Genomic DNA, 17,034 nt, shown 5'->3' on the forward strand with positions numbered 1-17,034 from the left:
ATGGATGCTGTACGGCTCATCGCGGCTACCCGGGACGCCTTGGCGAGGAGCAGCACGGTGCCGGACATCGTCGCGGAGGCGTGGCAGGCCCAGGCTCTCGCCGAGGCGGTCGGCAGCCATCTCGCGATAACCGGCCCGCCCGAGGTGCGGACCGAGGCCCTGGGGCTGAGCGAGGCGGGCAGCAGGGCCCGCGGCTCGCTGCACCACCCCGCGCTCCGCGCGGGCGGCGTGCGCGCCGCCCAGCTCTCCATGATCCAGGACCCACGGGGCGCCCTGCTCGATCTCGGCGGGCTCCTGGGCGAGACGGGCGTGGCCCTCGTCGGGGTCGCGGTCTCCGCGGACGAGGAGGCGCTCTACTGGCAGTGCGTCGAGGCCATCGACGCGGCGGACGAGTCCGGCGACAGGGTCGCGGGCATCCTCCGCAAGCTCGCCCTGCGCGAACGCGGGGGCGTCGCGTAGGCCGGGCCCCGGTGGGCTGTTCGGACTTCGCCATGGTGATCCGGCCGTGCGGGATCACCGCCAACTGTGCTGCTCCGGGCCGAGCCGCCCGGGAGGACGATGTGTGATGTTCACACGCGAGACGACGCACGACGGCGGGCAAGGACGAGGCCGACCCGGTGCCGGCCCAGGGGGAGGCCCCCGGGACGCCTGGGCGAAGGACCGGTGAGCGATGCGCTGACCGTGGGTCTCACAGGTCGCCGATCCGGCGACAGGTCCACACAGTGGTCGACGGGCACGTGTGGCGCTGCCACAGAAAGTCCCGGGGAGCGCACATCCGGGACGCCGCGAGACAGGAGGAGCCGGGGCGGCGGGGCCCCGGAGGTCAGTGCTGAGGCCCGGGCTCTTCAGCCGCCGGGCGGCGTTCGCCCGAGACCGGGAGGTCGGCGGACGAGAGGTCGGCGGACTGGAGATCGGCGTCGAGCTGGGAGAGGTCCGCGGTGAGCGCGGCCATCATCTCCTCCATCTGCTCCAGCAGGCCCTTCGGGGCACCGGGGCCCTCCGGGGCGCCGGGCCCGGGCGCGGCTTCCTGGGACATGGCGTCCTCCTAGGTGAGCCGGTCGGTCCGGCTCCGCCCCCGCCAACGAGGCGGGCGTGTGCCAGGTCACGGGCCCCGAACAGGCAAGATGGAGGGCATGCGACTGCGAATCTTCACCGAGCCCCAGCAGGGGGCGAGCTACGACACACTGCTCACCGTCGCCAAGGCGACCGAGGACCTCGGCTTCGACGCGTTCTACCGCTCGGACCACTATCTCGCCATGGGCGACTCCGACGGGCTGCCCGGCCCGACCGACGCCTGGATCACCCTGGCCGGGCTGGCCCGCGAGACCAGCCGCATCCGGCTGGGCACCCTGATGACCGCGGGCACCTTCCGGCTCCCCGGCCCGCTCGCGATCGCCGTCGCGCAGGTCGACGCGATGTCCGGCGGCCGCGTCGACTTCGGCCTCGGCTCGGGCTGGTTCGAGGAGGAGCACACGGCCTACGGGATCCCGTTCCCGAAGGAGAAGTTCGGGCGCCTGGAGGAGCAGCTCGCGATCGTCACGGGCCTGTGGTCCACGCCGCAGGGCGAATCGTTCAGCTACGACGGGAAGTACTACTCGCTGAAGGACTCCCCCGCCCTCCCCAAGCCCGCGCAGGACCGGATCCCGGTGCTCGTCGGCGGCCTGGGCGCCAAGCGCACCCCGCGCCTCGCCGCGCGCTTCGCGGACGAGTTCAACGTGCCGTTCGCCTCTCTCGCCGACACGGAGACGCAGTTCGCCCGGGTGCGTGCCGCGGCGGAGGAGCACGGCCGTTCCGCCGACGAGCTGGTGTACTCCAACGCGCTGGTGGCCTGCGTCGGCAAGGACGACGCCGAGGTCGCCCGCCGCGCGGCGGCCATCGGCCGCGAGGTCGACGAGCTGAAGGAGAACGGGCTCGCGGGTTCGCCCGCCGAAGTCGTCGACAAGATCGGCCGGTTCGCCGAGGCGGGCGCGTCCCGTATCTACCTCCAGATGCTCGACCTGTCCGACCTGGACCACCTGGAGCTGATCGCCGACCAGGTGCAGTCGAAGCTGTCGTGACGCTCGCGGAGGCCCTGTCCGGCGGGGTGGTCCTGCTGGACGGGGGGCTCTCCAACCAGTTGGAGGCCCAGGGCTGCGATCTCTCCGACGACCTGTGGTCGGCCCGGCTGCTGGCCGACGGTCCCGGGGAGATCGAGGCGGCGCACGCGGCGTACGTACGGGCGGGGGCGCGGGCCCTCATCACGAGCAGCTATCAGGCGTCGTTCGGGGGTTTCGCGCGCCGTGGCGCGGACGTGGCCGGGGCGCGCCGCCTGTTCCGCCGCAGCGTGGAGCTGGCCCGCGCGGCCGGTGGCGGTGCGGCCTGGGTCGCGGGCTCGGTCGGCCCGTACGGGGCGGTGCTCGCGGACGGCAGCGAGTACCGGGGCCGGTACGGGCTGTCGGTCCGCGAGCTGGCCGCCTTCCACCGTCCTCGCGTCGAGGCGCTGGTGGAGGCGGGGCCCGATGTTCTCGCGCTGGAGACGGTGCCGGATGTGGACGAGGCGGAGGCGCTGCTGCGGGCCGTGGAGGGCTGCGGCGTCCCGGTGTGGCTGAGCTACACGGTGGACGGCCCCCGCACCCGCGCGGGCCAGCCCCTGGAGGACGCCTTCGCCCTCGCGGCGGGGAACGGGCAGGTGCTCGCGGTCGGCGTGAACTGCTGTGCCGCGCACGACGTCCTGCCCGCCGTGGAGACGGCCTCGCGGGTGACGTCCGGCAAGCCGGTGGTCGCCTACCCGAACAGTGGTGAGGGCTGGAACGCGGCCCGGCATACGTGGTCGGGCCCCGCGACCTTCGACGCCGGGCTCGCCCCGCGCTGGGCCGAGGCGGGCGCCCGCCTCATCGGCGGCTGCTGCCGCGTGGGCCCCGCCGGGATCGCCGAACTCCACGCTGCCCTGCATTCCTAGTGCCCCGTAGGGGGCGGGGCCCGAGCACAGCAAGCCTCAGCGAGAGCGCCCCGAAGGGGCGCGGGGAACTGCGCGACGAGCCACGACGCACCCGCACCCCGCGACGGGCGCCAAGGGGCTGCCCCTTCCCGTGCACAGCGGACCACAGCCAAGCTGTGGCCGCTCGCGCAGTTCCTCGCGCCCCTTCGGGGCACTTTTGCGCCCGGCAGGGCTGCGCCGGAGGTTGCTGCCAGGATGAGGGGATGGGATTCCATGTCGATTCCGAGACCGGCCCGCTCCGGCGAGTGATCCTGCACCGGCCCGGGCTGGAGCTGAAGCGGCTCACGCCGACCAACAAGGACGACCTCCTCTTCGACGACGTGCTCTGGGTGCGCCGGGCGCGTCAGGAGCACGACGCCTTCGCGGACACCCTGCGCGAACTCGGCGTCGAGGTGCATCTGTTCGGGGACCTGCTGGCGCAGGCCCTCGATGTCCCGGTGGCCCGCACGCTCGTGCTGGACCGGGTCTTCGACGAGAAGGAGTACGGGCCGCTGGCGACGGATCATCTGCGTGCCGCCTTCGACCGGCTGCCGACGCAGGAGCTGGCGGAGGCGCTGATCGGGGGGATGACCAAGCGGGAGTTCCTGGAGCGGAATCCGGAGCCGTCCTCCGTGCGCTTCCATGTGATGGACAGGGACGATTTCCTGCTGGCGCCGCTGCCCAACCACATCTTCACCCGCGACACTTCGGCGTGGGTCTACGACGGGGTGAGCATCAACGCCATGCGCTGGCCCGCGCGCCAGCGCGAGACGGTGCATTTCGAGGCGATCTACCGGCATCACCCCCTCTTCGCCAAGCCCGAGCCCGAGGAGGACGGCTTCCATCTGTGGTCGGAGGGGCAGTCGGCGTACCCGTCGACGATCGAGGGCGGCGACGTGCTGGTGATCGGGAACGGCGCCGTGCTGATCGGGATGAGCGAGCGGACGACGCCGCAGGCCGTGGAGATGCTGGCGCGGGGGCTGTTCGCGCAGGGTTCGGCGCGGACGATCGTCGCGCTGGACATGCCGAAGCGGCGGGCGTTCATGCATCTGGACACGGTGATGACGATGGTGGACGAGGAGACGTTCACGCAGTACGAGGGGCTCGGCATGCTGCGCTCGTACACGATCGAGCCCGGTTCGGCGCCGAGCGAGCTGAAGGTCACCGACCACGCGCCCGACCATATGCACCGGGCCATCGCGGCGGCGCTGGGGCGGGACCGGATCCGGGTGCTGACCCCGAAGCAGGACGTGCACGCGGCGGAGCGCGAGCAGTGGGACGACGGGTGCAACGTGCTGGCGGTCGAGCCGGGCGTGGTCGTGGCGTACGAGCGGAACGCGACGACGAACACGCATCTGCGCAAGCAGGGCATCGAGGTGCTGGAGATCCCGGGCAGTGAGCTGGGCCGGGGGCGGGGCGGGCCGCGCTGCATGAGCTGCCCCGTGGAGCGGGACCCCGTGTAGGCGCCGCACAGGCCCCGCAGGGGCACCCGGTCTCGTATAGAGATTCGGAGTATCGTATATAGTTCCACTCTTACGCAGACGCACAGGAGCACGCAGCGAGCTAGGAGACTCCATGGCGACAGACCTCACGGGCCGCCACTTCCTCAAGGAGCTGGACTTCACGCCCGAGGAGTTCCGGGGGCTGATCGCCCTCGCGGCCGAGCTGAAGGCCGCGAAGCGCGAGGGCACCGAGGAGCGCCGGCTGCGCGGCCGGAACATCGCCCTGATCTTCGAGAAGAGCTCCACCCGCACCCGCTGCTCGTTCGAGGTCGCCGCCGCCGACCAGGGGGCCTTCACCACGTATCTGGACCCCTCGGGCTCGCACATCGGGTACAAGGAGTCGGCGAAGGACACGGCGCGGGTGCTGGGCCGGATGTACGACGGGATCCAGTACCGGGGCAGCGGCCAGGAGGTGGTCGAGGAGCTGGCGGCCCATGCCGGTGTGCCGGTCTTCAACGGCCTCACCGACGAGTGGCACCCGACGCAGATGCTCGCCGATGTGCTCACCATGACCGAGCACGCGCCGGACCGGCCCCTGGAGCAGCTCGCGTATGCCTATCTCGGCGACGCGCGCAGCAACATGGGCAACTCCTACCTGGTCACCGGCGCGCTGCTCGGCATGGACGTGCGGATAGTGGCGCCGCGCGCGCTGTGGCCGGAGGAGTGGGTGGTCGCCGAGGCCCGCGCGCTCGCGGAGCGTACGGGGGCGCGTGTGACGCTGACGGAGGAGGTCTCCGAGGGCGTACGGGGCGCGGATTTCGTCGCGACCGATGTATGGGTGTCCATGGGCGAGCCCAAGGAGGTCTGGGACGAGCGCATCGCGCTGCTGCGGCCGTACGCGGTGACGAGGGACGTGCTGCGGGCCACCGGCAAGCCGGGGGTGAAGTTCCTGCACTGCCTGCCCGCCTTCCACGACCTGGGGACCTCGGTGGCCCGGGAGATCCACGAGCGGCACGGGCTGTCGTCGCTGGAGGTCACGGACGAGGTCTTCGAGTCGCCGGAGCACTCGGTCGTCTTCGACGAGGCGGAGAACCGGATGCACACGATCAAGGCGGTGCTGGTCTCCTCCCTGGGCTAGGGTCGCGCCCCGAAGGGGCGCGGGGAACTGCGCGACCGGCCCGCGACGGGGCCGCGGCCGCCGACGCGGCCCGCGGGGCAGGACAGACGCGCGGACGGGTGTGCGGAACGCCATACATAATTATGCAGCTCCCTGCATAAACGGCGACTACGCTGGAACCGCAAGCCCCCCACCGCTCGAAAGATCACCGCACCATGCGCCGCATCAAGTCCCCCGACCTGCTGGTCGCCGAATCCGGCGCCGACCTTGAGGGTCACGGCCTCAAGCGTTCCATCGGCCCCTTCCAGCTCGTCTGTTTCGGGGTCGGCGCGATCGTCGGCACCGGGATCTTCGTCGGGCTCTCCGACACCGTCGCCGAGGCCGGGCCCGCGGTGATCGTCTCCTTCGTGCTGGCGGCGGTCACCTGCATCTTCACCGCGTTCTCCTTCGCCGAGCTGGGCGGCGCGATCCCGGTCTCCGGCAGCTCGTACTCGTACGCCTACGCCGCGCTCGGCGAGCGCACCGCGTTCCTGGTCGGCTGGTGCCTGCTGCTGGAGTACGGGGTCTCGGTCTCGGCCGTGGCGATCGGCTGGGGGCAGTACCTCAACGAGCTGCTGGAGAACACCGTCGGCCGGCAGATCCCCGCGGCGCTCGCGGACGCGCCGGGCCACGGCGGGGTGGTGAACGTGCCCGCGATCGTCGTGATGGCGCTCGCCGCCGTGCTGCTGGTGCGGGGCGTGCGGGAGAGCGCGCGGGCGACGGCGGCGATGGCCGTCATCAAGATCGGGATCCTGGTGCTGTTCTGCGCGATCGCCTTCACCGCGTTCGACTCGGGGCACCTGTCCCCGTTCACGCCCGAGGGCATCGGCGGGATCGGGGCCGGGGCCTCGCTCGCGTTCTTCTCGTTCATCGGCTTCGACGCGATCTCGACGGCGGGCGAGGAGGTCAAGAACCCCCGGCGGAACATCCCCCTCGCGATCCTGATCACCATCGGCGTCGTCACGCTGATCTACTGCCTGGTGTCGGTGGCCGCGCTGGGCGCGATGCCCTGGGAGCAGGTCGGCGGCAAGCCCGCCGCGCTCTCGCTGATCGTCGACCACGCCACGGGCTCGTCGATCGGCTCCACGGTCATCGCGGTCGGCGCGGTCGTCGCCATCGCCTCGGTGGTGCTCGCGGTGATGTACGGGCAGACGCGGATCCTGATGTCGATGTCCCGGGACGGGCTGATCCCGAAGGTCTTCGAGCGGGTCTCGCCGAAGACGTCCACGCCCGTGGCCAACACCTGGATCGCCTCCGCCGTCTTCGCCGTACCGGCGGCCGTGGTCCCGCTCGACGTGGTGCTCGACATGTCGGTGATCGGCACGCTCGCGATCATGGCGGTGGTCAACATCTGCGTGCTCGCGCTGCGCCGCAGCCACCCCGGGCTGTCCCGGCGCTTCCGGGTGCCCCTCTACCCGGCCGCCCCGCTGCTGGGCGTCGTCTTCAGCCTCTATCTGATGTACGGGCTGCCGCTGGTGACCTGGATCCAGTTCGCGGTCTTCGTCGCGGTGGGCGCGCTGGTCTACGCGCTGTACGGGCGCAAGCGCTCGCGGCTCGCGCTCAGCGGTCCGCCGGAGGCTCCGGAGCCGGGCCGGGAGTCTCCTCGGACTCCGGCCCGAGTGTGAACCAGACGGCCTTGCCGTGCCGCGTCGCGCGGCTGCCGCAGGCCGAGCTGAGCATCTGGATGAGCTGCAGGCCGCGGCCGTCCTCGCGCAGCTCGTCGAGGTCGTCGGGCTCGACGGCGTCATGGACGGCCTGCGCGGCGGCACGGCCCCACTGACCCGCCTCCAGCGGCCTGGGGTCGCGGTCGCGGACCTCGACCAGGACGCCATCGGGCAGCGCGGTCACGCTGAGCGAGACGGCGGCGTCGGTGGCGGTGTGCTCGATCGCGTTGGTGACCAGCTCGCACACCAGCAGCTCGGCCGTCCCGCTGTCCACGGGCGAGTCCAGCTCGATCAGCGCGTTCCGCACCACGGCACGCGCGATGGGCGCCGCGGGCGGCGAGTGCGGCAGCTCGATGTGCCAGGAGGTGTTGTCAGGACTACGGGGCGCGCCATTCACGGCTTCTGTCCGTTCGTGCGGTGATTGAGGCTTTCACCGTACGGTTCCCGTGCGCGCGGATTCAGAGGCGGATGTAAGCACGCACGGGTGACGACCGCCACCCCGCGGCGGGACCTTGGTCCCGAACCCGGCAAGGACCTCCGTGCCGCCCCCACGACCAGCGCGGACATGAGTGAATGGGGCGATGAGCGCACTCCTCCCCCTCACCGGATTCACGCACACGTACGACGGCGAACGGCTCAGCGGCCTGGAGGGCGGCGATCCGGCCGGGGGCGGGGACGGTGCCCCCACCGTCGTCCTCCTGCACGGCGCGGGGAACGGGACCAAGGACCGGCTGATACCCCTGCTCCAGGACTTCCTCGGGCGCGGCCTCCACGGACTCGCGTTCGACTTCTCCGGACACGGCACGAGCACGGGACGGCTCGCCGAGCTGAGCCTGCGCCGCCGGTACGAGCAGGCCGCGTCGGTCGTCGAGGCCCGCGTCCCGGCCGCCTCGCCCCTGATCCTGGCCGGGTTCAGCATGAGCGGGCAGACCCTCGCCGACCTCGCGGACCGCTTCGGCCCCCGCGTCACGGCGCTGGGGCTCTGCGCGCCCGCGGTCTACGCGGCGGAGGCGTGGGACGTGCCGTTCGGCGACGGGGACGGTCGCTTCAGCGAGATCATCCGCCGCCCGGACGGCTGGCGCGGGGCCCCCGCGCTCGCCGCCCTGCGCGCCTTCTCCGGGCGCGCGGTGCTCGCCGTCCCCGGCGCGGACGAGGTGATCCCGCCCGCCGTCACGGAGGCCGTGGCCGAGGCGCTCGGCCAGGGCCCGCGCCCGCCGGCCCGTCTCACCTTCCCCGACGCGGGCCACCGGCTGGGCGACTGGTTCCGCGAGCACCCGGCAGACCGCGCCGCCTTCGTGGACGCGCTGCTCGCGGACGGCTGAGCGGCGGACCGGGGGCGCCCCGGAGGCGGTCAGGCCCGGAGGCGGTCAGGCCCGGACGCGGTCAGCCCAGGAGGCGGGCGGTGATGGTGGCGAGGCGTTCGCCCTGGTAGCGGGCAGCGGCGAGGGTGTCCTCGCCGGGCAGCTCGCCCTGGCCGGAGGCGTGGGCGGTGCCGTAGGGGTTGCCGCCCGCCGCGTAGACGGCCTGGTCGGTGTAGCCGGGCGGGACGATGATCGAGCCCCAGTGGTGCAGCGTGTTGTAGAGCGCGAGCAGCGTGGACTCGTTGCCGCCGTGCTTGTTGGAGGCGCTGACGACGGCGGTGGCGGGCTTGTCGTGGAAGGCGCCCTGGGCCCAGAGGCCGCCCGTGCCGTCGATGAACTGCTTGAGCTGCGAGGCGACGTTGCCGAACCGGGTCGGGGAGCCGAAGGCATAGGCGTCCGCCCAGGTCAGATCGTCGTGCGTGGCGGTCTCGATGTCACGGGTGGCGTCGGCGTGGGCGCGCCAGGCGGGGTTGCCGTCGATCGCGGCGTCGGGGGCCAGCTCGGGGACGCGGCGGAGCCGCACCTCGCCGCCCGCCTTCTCCGCGCCCTCGGCGAGCGCCGCGGCGAGCGCGTGCACGCTGCCGGTCGACGAGTAGTAGATGACAGCGATCTTCGGGGCGACAGCAGACACGGGAGGGCCTTTCCGGAGCGGAGGATCGGTTAAGCGGATTGCTATCCGTTTCGCTGGACGCCAGCTAACCCCACGCGGCGCCGTCTTGGCAAGGGCTAACCGGATAGCTATCCGCTAAGCTCCTACGAGACCGAGGCGCCGCCCGCACGAGCGCCGCCCGGCCCAGGCACCATCCGGCAGCAGCGCCGCCCGGCAGAACGGAGCCCGCCCATGGCCGACCCCACTCCCCCGCCCGCCCGGGGCGAACTGCCGGTCGTCGCGCTCACCCCCGGCGGCACCCCGCCCGCGCGCGCCCCGCGCTCGGACGCGGCCGAGAACCGGCGCAAGATCCTCGACGCCGCCGCCGCGCTCGTCGCGGAGCAGGGCCCCGACGCGCTGACCATGAACGCCGTCGCGCGCGCGTCCGGGACCGGGGTCGGCACGGTCTACCGGCGGTTCGGGGACGTGGGCCAGCTCTTCTCCGCGCTGCTGGACGACCGCGAGGTGCGGTTCCAGGAGGCGTTCCTGGCAGGCCCCCCGCCGCTCGGCCCCGGCGCTCCCCCCGCCGAGCGGCTGCGCGCGTACCTCCACGCGCTGGCGGACCGCTTCATCGACCAGCGCGAACTGCTCCTCGCGGGCGAGACGGCGGCGCCCGTCGCCCGTTACGCGCACGGCTCCCACCTCGGCCGCCACGCGCACATGGCGATGCTGCTGCGCCAGCTCCGGCCCGGGACGGACGCCTCGCTGCTGGCGCACCTGCTGCTCGCCCCGTTCGCCCCCAGCCTCGTCACCCACCTCACCCGCGACCAGGGCTACACGGCCGGGCAGTTCAAGGCCGCGCTGGACACCCTGCTCGCGGGCGTACTGGCGGATGCCTAGACGGCCCTGGGCGGCCCTGGGCGGCCCTGGGCGGCCTCAGGCGTGCGGGTCGAAGGGGATGCCGTCCGGCTTCGCCTTCTCCAGGTGGCCGGCGAACTCGGCGTCCTTGATGCCGAGAAGGGCGCTGCCGAAGTCGGCCTGGCTCAGCCTGTCGCGCAGCCCGTCCGGATAGCCCTCCCAGCCGACGAGCGTGGGGTACTGCCAGGCGCCCTTGTGGTTCTCGGGCGGCTCGTCGCCCCCGTCGTTCTTCGCGGCGCGGAAGGCGTGGGTGCTGATGCCGTCCTTGTGGTAGACGACCTTCGGATGGGTGCCCTCCCAGGGCAGGTCGCCGCGCCCGTGCACGGTGAACCCGCCGTGCGCGGACGTCGAGACGTACGCGGCCTCGTCCTCGCCCTCCGGCACCCACACCACGACGTGCTCCCAGTCGTGCCGGTGCCCGGCGCTGCCGGGGCCGAGCGCGGCCTGGTCCTTCTCGAAGTAGGAGGCGTACATGACGGCGCACCAGCCGTTGTTGCACATCGAGCGGGCGTAGCCGTTGGTGTTCTCCAGGTCGCTCAGGTCCCGGCACTCGCCGTTGACGTCCCCGCCGAGCTTGAGTCCCTCGGCGATGGAGCCGTCCGGGCCGATGGCCGGGGTGGCGTAGCAGCCGTCGGTGTCGTAGTCGTACGCGGGCTGGAACCGCCGCTCCAGGTCGGTGGCGTTGCCGGGGAGCGCCGGGGGCGGCGCCGCGAGCGCGGTCGTGGGGAAGGCGACGACGAGCGCGACGGCTCCGGCGACCACCGCGGGCGCCGTCCTGTACCAGCGCCGCCCGCGCGGCTGCGAGTTGTCCTTCACGTGCTCTCCTCGGGCATGTGGGGGGCCAACCGGTCGTTGGCATGCCCGCATCAGCTTTCCCTGCCGCCTCCTCCGTGCCAAGGGGCACAGGGGCGACCATGAGGAAAACCCTTCGGAAAGGAGCAGGACTTGACGATGCGTACGGTGACACTGCGCTCCGGTACGGCCGTTCCCGCGCTCGGCCAGGGCACCTGGCACATGGGCGACGACCCCTCACGCCGCACGGAGGAGATCGACGCGCTCCGCACCGGGATCGACCTCGGCATGACGCTCCTCGACACGGCGGAGATGTACGGGGACGGCGCCGCGGAGGAGCTGGTCGGGGAGGCCGTGCGGGGCCGCCGCGAGGAGGTGTTCCTCGTGTCCAAGGTCCTCCCCCACCACGCCGACCGGCACGGCACGGCCCGCGCCTGCCACGCGAGCCTGCGCCGCCTGGGCACCGACCACGTGGACCTGTACCTGCTGCACTGGCGCGGCGGCGTACCGCTGGAGGAGACGGTCGAGGCGCTGGAGGACCTCGTGCGCGAGGGCAGCGTCGGCGCGTGGGGCGTCAGCAACCTCGACGTCGAGGACCTCGACGAGCTGGCCGCCCTGCGCGGCGGGCCGGTGCCGGAGACCGACCAGGTGCTGTACAACCTGACGCGGCGCGGTCCCGAGTACGATCTGCTGCCCCGTTGCCGGGAGTTGGGCGTACCGCTCATGGCGTACTCCCCCGTCGAGCAGGGGCGCCTGCTCGGCCACGCGGCACTGCGCGAGGTCGCCGACGCGCACGGGGCGACTCCGGCGCAGGTCGCGCTGGCCTGGGTGCTGCGGCACGACGACGTACTGGCCATCCCCAAGGCGGGGTCACGGGCGCACGTCGAGGAGAACCGCGCCGCGTTGGAGCTGACGCTGACGGGAGAAGACCTCGCGGCCCTCGACGCCGCGTTCCCCCCACCGTCCCGCAAGCACCCCCTCGAAATCCTCTGACGACACGCCCACGCCGCGTCGGGGGTGCCCCGTGCTGTGCATCGCGGGCTGCGGCTGCGCCGTGGCTTGGCGCCCAGTTCCCCGCGCCCCTGAGGGGGCAAGCCCCGACGTGTCGTGACCCGGCGCGGGGGCGCTTGGTTCTGGGGCGCGTTACACCTGGGCGTAGCCGCCGTCTGCGAAGAACTCGGCACCGTTGACGTAACTCGACGCATCCGAGGCGAGAAAAGTCGTCACCGCGGCAATCTCCTCGGGCTCGGCGAGCCGCCCGAGAGGGACCTCGCCCTCGGCCTGCCGGAGAACCTCGGGCGGGACCAGGGCGAGCAGGCCGGGGGTGCGCGTACCGCCCGGGGACACGACGTTGACCCGGAAGCCGTGCGCGCGCGAGCTGAGGGCCCACCCCCGGGCGAGGTTGCGGACCGCGGCCTTCGAGGCCGCCATGACCTCTAGCCCCTGGTTGGGCCGCACCGTGGCGGTCGAGCCCGTGAGGATCACCGACGCGCCGGCGGCGAGCAGCGGCAGCGCCTGCTGCAGGGTGAAGATCGTCCCCTTGACGTTGGTGGCGAACACCGAGTCGACCAGCTCCTCCGTCACCTCGCCGAACGGAGCCGCGGTGCCGATGCCGGCGTTGGCGACCAGCACGTCGATGCGGCCGGCCCGGTCGCGCACGGTGCCGTAGAACGCGTCGAGTTCGGAAGGCACCGAGACGTCGCAGACCACGCCCGTCACGGCAGGCCCCAGCTCGGCGGCCGCGGCGTCGAGCGCGTCCTCGCGGCGGCCGGTGATGAAGACCCTGGCGCCCTCGTCGCGGAACGCGCGTGCGGTCGCGAATCCGATGCCGGTGCTCCCGCCGGTGACCACGGCGACCTTGCCCGTGAGCGACTTGCTCATTCATCTCACCTCGTTGATCGACCCTGCCCGATAGTCGCAACGCTAATTGTTACGACAGCTTGTCGCAACCACCCCTGTTACGACTGGGACCGCCGTAACATGAAACGTTGCGGCCGGAGGAGGGTTCATGAGTGCCAACAGCAGGCTGACCATCGCCGCCCACGCGCTGGCCTGGATCGGCCTCTACCAGCGCCAGGGCCATGAGGTCGCCACCTCCGAGCAGATCGCGGCGAGCGCGAACACCAACCCCGTGGTGATCAGGCGGCTGCTCGGCGAGCTGCGCGGGGCCGGACTCGTGGAGTCCCGGCGGGGCGTGGGCGCGGGCTGGTCGCTGGCGCGCGAGCTGGGGTCGATGACCCTGCGCGACGTGTACGAGGCCGTGGAACCCGGCCCGTTGTTCGCGATGCACCGCGCCACTCCGGACCAGGAGTGCGCGGTGGGCTTCGGCATCCAGCCCGCGATGCGGGAGATCTATGCGGGCGTCGAGGAGACCCTGAGACAGGAGCTGTCCCGCGTCACGCTCGAAGACGTGCTCCGGGACGTCCTCGCCGTACGGCCCGGGCCCACGGGCGAGGTGCCGTCGGGCGGGTGAGCCCTGCCAGGGCGCGGGCACGCACACGGGCACTGCCCGGAGGCCCCGCGTCATGCGCCCGTCCGTACGGCCGTGCGGCGGGCCGCCCGGGCGGCGAAGCCACGGTCCGCGGAGGCCCGCCCACCACGCGGACACCTCCCCGGCGGCGCTCGCCCGGCGCGTCCTCGCTCGCCCCTGCTCGGCCCGCGGCACGGCGTACCGGCCGAGTCTCCCGCCGGGGCGCGGGGAATCCGGCGAGGCGAGGCCGCCGGGCGGGCGCGGGAGAGGACGCGCCACACGGTCGGCGGACGGGCCCTCCCGGTCTGCCGGAGGGTCAGCCCGTCGGGGACCCGTGAGCATGCGCGCGGGGTTGCCGTGCGTCAGCCGGTCGATCAGCGTCCGGTCCAGGCCCCGGGCCGCGAGGAGTTCGGCGAAGACCGTGGACACGAACGTGAAGCCGTTGCCGCCGTGCCGGGTCCACATCTGCTTGAGGAACAGGTCGTGGCTGAGGAGGAGCTGCCCGGCGTGGCCGCCGCGCGCGAGCCGGGCGACCGCGCCGGCGGTCCCGGCGGCCGAGGGGCCGCGCACTCGTGCGGGAAGGTGACGTTCATGCCACACCCCGCGCGCGGCCACCGCGCCCTGCTCCACGGACCCGGCGGCCCCGAACAGGCCCACGCCACCGACGGGACCTGCTCGGTGGCGAAGCCGCACGAGGCCACCGGGGCCTGCCGACGGCTGCTCGCCGCACGGGCCCGGCGGCTAGGGGGTGTCTGACACATGAGCGCGGGAGAAGGAGCGGTGTCTGGTGCGTGCGATCGCAAGGCGCCGGAGCGCCCTCGTAGCGGAGCTACCAGGGCGTTCCGGCAACGCCGCGAGCGTGCGTGCCGGACACCGCGACGCCGCGGGCATTTGTCAGACACCCCCCTAGCCGGAGTGGCCGGAGTTGACCTCGCGGAGCAGCTCGCGGATCTCCTTCAGGGTCATGCCCGTGGAGCCGTCCTTGTCGCGGTCCTCGATCTTCGCGAAGTGCCGCTCGGCGGCCTCCAGGTCGCCCCGGCGGCGGGCGAGCAGACCCGCGCAGCGGTTGCCGGACAGGTGGCCGGGGAACTCCCGGAGGATGTCCTCGACGACCGGCAGCGCCTCCTCGTCGCGCTCCTGCCCGACGAGGAGTTCGGCGAGTTCGGGGCGCGGGTCGGTGCGGCTGAGCGAACCCGCGTCGCGGCCGAAGTCGCCGCGCCGCTCGACCGCGCGGCGCAGCCACTCCTCGGCCTCCGTCGTGCGGCCGAGCGCGCTCATGACCCTGCCGAGGTGGTACGCGGCATCCGGGACGTCCTGCTCCCAGGCCGTGGTGAGCCAGCGCTCGGCCTCCTCGTACCGCCCGTGGCGGGCCATGCTGGCCCCGGCCAGGTAGGCGGGGCGGGCCAGGCCCCGCTCGGCGGCGTGCACGTACCAGCGCTCGGCGAACTGCGGGTCGCCGCCGCGCTGTTCGGAGAGCCAGCCCAGGTGCCAGCCCCCGCGCGCGTGCCCGAGTTCGGCGGCGCGGCGGAACCAGATCTGGGCGGCCCGCGCGTCCTTCCGCTCGTCGTGGATCGAGGCCACGTCGTACGCCGCCTCGGCGCTCCCGGCCTCCGCCGCCCGCTCCAGGTACGGCAGCACGTGCGCGCTCTTGGCGCCGCCGAGGCCCTCCAGCATGACGCCGAGGTCGCGCAGGGCCCGCGGGGTCCCCGAGGCGCGGTACCAGTCGGCGGCCTCGGGCAGCCGGTAGAGCCGTTCGAGCGCGTCGGCGTACGCGAACCGCTCCTCGGGCCCGCCCTCCTCTGCGGCGGCGCGCAGTTCGGGCAGCCGGGCCTCCAGCTCCGGGTCGGGCATCTTCTCCGGGTCCCCGCGCAGCTCGGCGACCCTGCGCAACTGCCGGACGATCCGCTCCTCGTCCTCGTCGAACGGGTCGTGGTCGTCCTCGCTCACCCCGGTCGCGCGGAACCAGCGCTCGGCCTCGTCCATCCGCCGCTGCCGCAGGCACAGCACGCCGAGGTTGAAGCGGGCCCAGACGTGCCCGTCCTCCGGCTCGGCCGCCGTGCGGTACCACTCCTCCGCCTCGCGCAGCTCGCCGCGCTCCTCGTGCCAGACACCGAGCACGTACGCCGCGCCGCCGTACCCGAGTCCGTGCGCGCGGACGGCCAGCTCCCGGGCCTCGTCCCAGCGCGCGGGGTCGCGCGCGACGAGGATCGCCCGGTCCACCAGGGCCTCGCGGCTGCCGACCGCGGCGGCCCGCGCGTACAGCGCCTCGGCCTCGCCGACGGTGGCGGGGTAGGCGTCGTACATCCCGGCGTACTCGGGGTCGTCGAGGTCGGACAGCGCCTCGCGGGCGGCCTCCGGGTCCCCGGCCGCCTCCGCCTCGGCGAGGGCGTCGCTCCAGCGCTCCAGGTCCTCGCGGATGGTCCCGACGAGGTGGCGGCTCCGGGCCGCGACGCGGTCGCCCCGCTCGTACGCCTCGTCGAGCCGCGCCCTCGCCTCGTCCCACTCGCCGTGGCGCGCGGCGCGCAGCACCGCGCCGTTGGTCAGGCACTCGACGCTGCCCAGCTCGGCTCCCCGCGCGTACCACTCCTCGGCTCCGTCGAGGTCGCCCGCCTCCTTCAGCAGCGTCGCCAGCCCGAACGCGCAGCCGCCGTCCCGCCCGGCGGCGGTCCGGTACCACCGCTCGGCCTCGTCGAACTCGCCGCGGTCCTTGTGGCAGATCGCGAGCGTACGGGCGGCGTCGTCGTCGCCCTGGGCCGCCGCGTCGGCCCACCGGACGAGAGCCTCGTCCATCCGCCCGTCCTTCGTGAGGAACTCGGCGTAGGCCCGCGAGGCCCCCTCCCGTCCCTCCTCGACAGCCGCCGCCAACTCGTTCTCCTGACGACGTACTTCACCCCGTGACAGATTCCGCATCGCCAGATCGTCCCAGAGGGGCCCTCCGGACGATCACGAGGGTCCGCCCCCCCGGGGCCGGGATGTGTCCGGCCCCGGGGGTGTCCGGTCAGGCCGCCGCCGCGGTGTCGCGCGGGCATTCCGCCTCGGCCAGGAGCGCGGCCAGGCTCTCGCGGGCGCGGGAGACCCGGGAGCGGATGGTGCCGATGGGGCAGCCCATGCCGAGCGCGGCCTCGTCGTAGGGCAGGCCGAGCATCTGCGTCAGGACGAACGCGTCGCGGCGCTCCTCGGGGAGCGAGGCGAGGAGTTCGGCCAGCGCGATGCCCTCGTCGAAGTTCGGCACGCCACGCGGCTGTGCCTGCTCGGCGAGGGCCTCCCAGTCCTCGCGCCCGGAGAGCGCGGGTCTGGACGCCTGGCGGCGAATGCTGTCGATCACCGTGCGGCGGGCGATGGACAGCAGCCAGGTGCGCGCCGAGGAGCGGCCCTCGAAACGCGGCAGGCTGCGGAAGGCCCGCAGGAACGTGTCCTGCGCGAGATCGTCGGCGGCCTGGGGATCGGCGCTGAGGTGCGCGACGAAGCGCCAGACGTCCCGGTGGAACGCCCGTACGAAGCGCTCCACCGCCTCGGGATCGCCGTCGCGGGCCGCCAGGGCCAGCTCGGTCGCGGCCAGTTCGGCCTCGGCGCTGTGCCGCCGCGGCCGCGTCGGGGGTGGGTCGGAAGTGGTCAGGGCAGGACTCATCGCCTCGTGTCCTTCACGTACTACGGGAACCTCGGCGCCCGGAGGGGCGGCCGGTGAC

General features: G+C 73.4%; 18 protein-coding genes. 11 read left to right on the forward strand and 7 right to left on the reverse strand.

Annotation, left to right across the window (positions count from 1 at the left end; translation table 11 throughout):
• Complete coding sequence (locus ABD343_RS21740) at positions 1–459, forward strand: DUF6099 family protein (RefSeq protein WP_344530718.1); 459 nt, start codon at positions 1–3, stop codon at positions 457–459.
• A gap of 364 nt (positions 460–823) precedes the next feature.
• Here the strand turns inward: ABD343_RS21740 and ABD343_RS21745 are convergent, their stop codons facing one another.
• The gene (locus ABD343_RS21745) at positions 824–1,036 is read right to left on the reverse strand and encodes a hypothetical protein (RefSeq protein ID WP_344530720.1); all 213 of its coding nucleotides are present in this window, start codon (positions 1,034–1,036) and stop codon (positions 824–826) included.
• Between the two features lie 97 nt (positions 1,037–1,133).
• Here ABD343_RS21745 and ABD343_RS21750 point away from each other — a divergent pair, with 97 nt between their 5' ends.
• From ABD343_RS21750 to ABD343_RS21770, 5 genes are all read left to right on the forward strand, one after another.
• On the forward strand, positions 1,134–2,057 hold the full coding sequence (locus ABD343_RS21750) for an LLM class F420-dependent oxidoreductase (protein WP_344530722.1): 924 nt from the start codon (positions 1,134–1,136) through the stop codon (positions 2,055–2,057).
• Positions 2,054–2,938: a homocysteine S-methyltransferase gene (gene mmuM, locus ABD343_RS21755; protein WP_344530724.1), complete on the forward strand. Its 885-nt coding sequence runs from the start codon at positions 2,054–2,056 to the stop codon at positions 2,936–2,938. The genes ABD343_RS21750 and mmuM overlap by 4 nt, the downstream gene beginning before the upstream one ends.
• 242 nt (positions 2,939–3,180) lie before the next feature.
• Positions 3,181–4,419 (forward strand): arginine deiminase, encoded by a 1,239-nt coding sequence (locus ABD343_RS21760; RefSeq protein WP_344530726.1) that lies wholly within the window; start codon positions 3,181–3,183, stop codon positions 4,417–4,419.
• Positions 4,420–4,531: 112 nt separating this feature from the next.
• Positions 4,532–5,536 carry an ornithine carbamoyltransferase gene (gene argF / locus ABD343_RS21765; RefSeq protein WP_344530728.1) on the forward strand — a complete coding sequence of 335 codons (1,005 nt, stop codon included), beginning with the start codon at positions 4,532–4,534 and terminating at the stop codon, positions 5,534–5,536.
• Between the two features lie 194 nt (positions 5,537–5,730).
• A complete protein-coding gene (locus tag ABD343_RS21770; protein ID WP_344530730.1) occupies positions 5,731–7,179 on the forward strand; it encodes an amino acid permease in 1,449 nt (482 codons plus the stop codon).
• Here ABD343_RS21770 and ABD343_RS21775 read toward each other — a convergent pair.
• Positions 7,115–7,615, reverse strand: coding sequence for an ATP-binding protein (locus ABD343_RS21775; RefSeq protein ID WP_344530732.1), 501 nt, complete (start codon positions 7,613–7,615; stop codon positions 7,115–7,117). The genes ABD343_RS21770 and ABD343_RS21775 overlap by 65 nt on opposite strands.
• A gap of 184 nt (positions 7,616–7,799) precedes the next feature.
• Between ABD343_RS21775 and ABD343_RS21780 the strand changes: the two genes are divergently transcribed.
• A complete protein-coding gene (locus ABD343_RS21780; protein WP_344530734.1) occupies positions 7,800–8,540 on the forward strand; it encodes an alpha/beta hydrolase in 741 nt (246 codons plus the stop codon).
• 61 nt (positions 8,541–8,601) lie between these two features.
• On the opposite strand, the gene wrbA is transcribed toward ABD343_RS21780, so the two are convergent.
• The gene (gene wrbA, locus ABD343_RS21785; protein ID WP_344530736.1) at positions 8,602–9,210 is read right to left on the reverse strand and encodes an NAD(P)H:quinone oxidoreductase; all 609 of its coding nucleotides are present in this window, start codon (positions 9,208–9,210) and stop codon (positions 8,602–8,604) included.
• Positions 9,211–9,420: 210 nt separating this feature from the next.
• On the opposite strand from wrbA, the gene ABD343_RS21790 reads away from it, so the two are divergent.
• The gene (locus tag ABD343_RS21790) at positions 9,421–10,068 is read left to right on the forward strand and encodes a TetR/AcrR family transcriptional regulator (protein ID WP_344530738.1); all 648 of its coding nucleotides are present in this window, start codon (positions 9,421–9,423) and stop codon (positions 10,066–10,068) included.
• A 36-nt stretch (positions 10,069–10,104) separates the two neighbouring features.
• Here ABD343_RS21790 and ABD343_RS21795 read toward each other — a convergent pair whose 3' ends face one another.
• A complete protein-coding gene (locus ABD343_RS21795) occupies positions 10,105–10,848 on the reverse strand; it encodes an NPP1 family protein (RefSeq protein ID WP_344530937.1) in 744 nt (247 codons plus the stop codon).
• Between the two features lie 189 nt (positions 10,849–11,037).
• On the opposite strand from ABD343_RS21795, the gene ABD343_RS21800 reads away from it, so the two are divergent.
• Entirely contained in the window at positions 11,038–11,871 is an 834-nt protein-coding gene (locus ABD343_RS21800) for an aldo/keto reductase (protein WP_344530938.1), read from the forward strand.
• Between the two features lie 150 nt (positions 11,872–12,021).
• On the opposite strand, the gene ABD343_RS21805 is transcribed toward ABD343_RS21800, so the two are convergent.
• Positions 12,022–12,759 carry an SDR family NAD(P)-dependent oxidoreductase gene (locus ABD343_RS21805; protein WP_344530740.1) on the reverse strand — a complete coding sequence of 246 codons (738 nt, stop codon included), beginning with the start codon at positions 12,757–12,759 and terminating at the stop codon, positions 12,022–12,024.
• A 127-nt stretch (positions 12,760–12,886) separates the two neighbouring features.
• On the opposite strand from ABD343_RS21805, the gene ABD343_RS21810 reads away from it, so the two are divergent.
• Together ABD343_RS21810 and ABD343_RS21815 are read left to right on the forward strand one after the other, a co-directional pair.
• Complete coding sequence (locus ABD343_RS21810; protein WP_344530742.1) at positions 12,887–13,351, forward strand: Rrf2 family transcriptional regulator; 465 nt, start codon at positions 12,887–12,889, stop codon at positions 13,349–13,351.
• 480 nt (positions 13,352–13,831) lie between these two features.
• Positions 13,832–14,104 carry a hypothetical protein gene (locus ABD343_RS21815; RefSeq protein ID WP_344530744.1) on the forward strand — a complete coding sequence of 91 codons (273 nt, stop codon included), beginning with the start codon at positions 13,832–13,834 and terminating at the stop codon, positions 14,102–14,104.
• A gap of 150 nt (positions 14,105–14,254) precedes the next feature.
• Here the strand turns inward: ABD343_RS21815 and ABD343_RS21820 are convergent, their stop codons facing one another.
• Positions 14,255–16,213, reverse strand: a complete 1,959-nt coding sequence (locus tag ABD343_RS21820; protein ID WP_344530745.1) for a tetratricopeptide repeat protein — start codon at positions 16,211–16,213, stop codon at positions 14,255–14,257.
• A 133-nt stretch (positions 16,214–16,346) separates the two neighbouring features.
• Positions 16,347–16,976: a sigma-70 family RNA polymerase sigma factor gene (locus ABD343_RS21825; RefSeq protein ID WP_344530747.1), complete on the reverse strand. Its 630-nt coding sequence runs from the start codon at positions 16,974–16,976 to the stop codon at positions 16,347–16,349.
• Between the last annotated feature and the right edge of the window lie 58 nt (positions 16,977–17,034).

Origin of the sequence: Streptomyces albiaxialis (genome assembly GCF_039530985.1) — a bacterium.
GTDB lineage: Bacteria > Actinomycetota > Actinomycetes > Streptomycetales > Streptomycetaceae > Streptomyces > Streptomyces albiaxialis.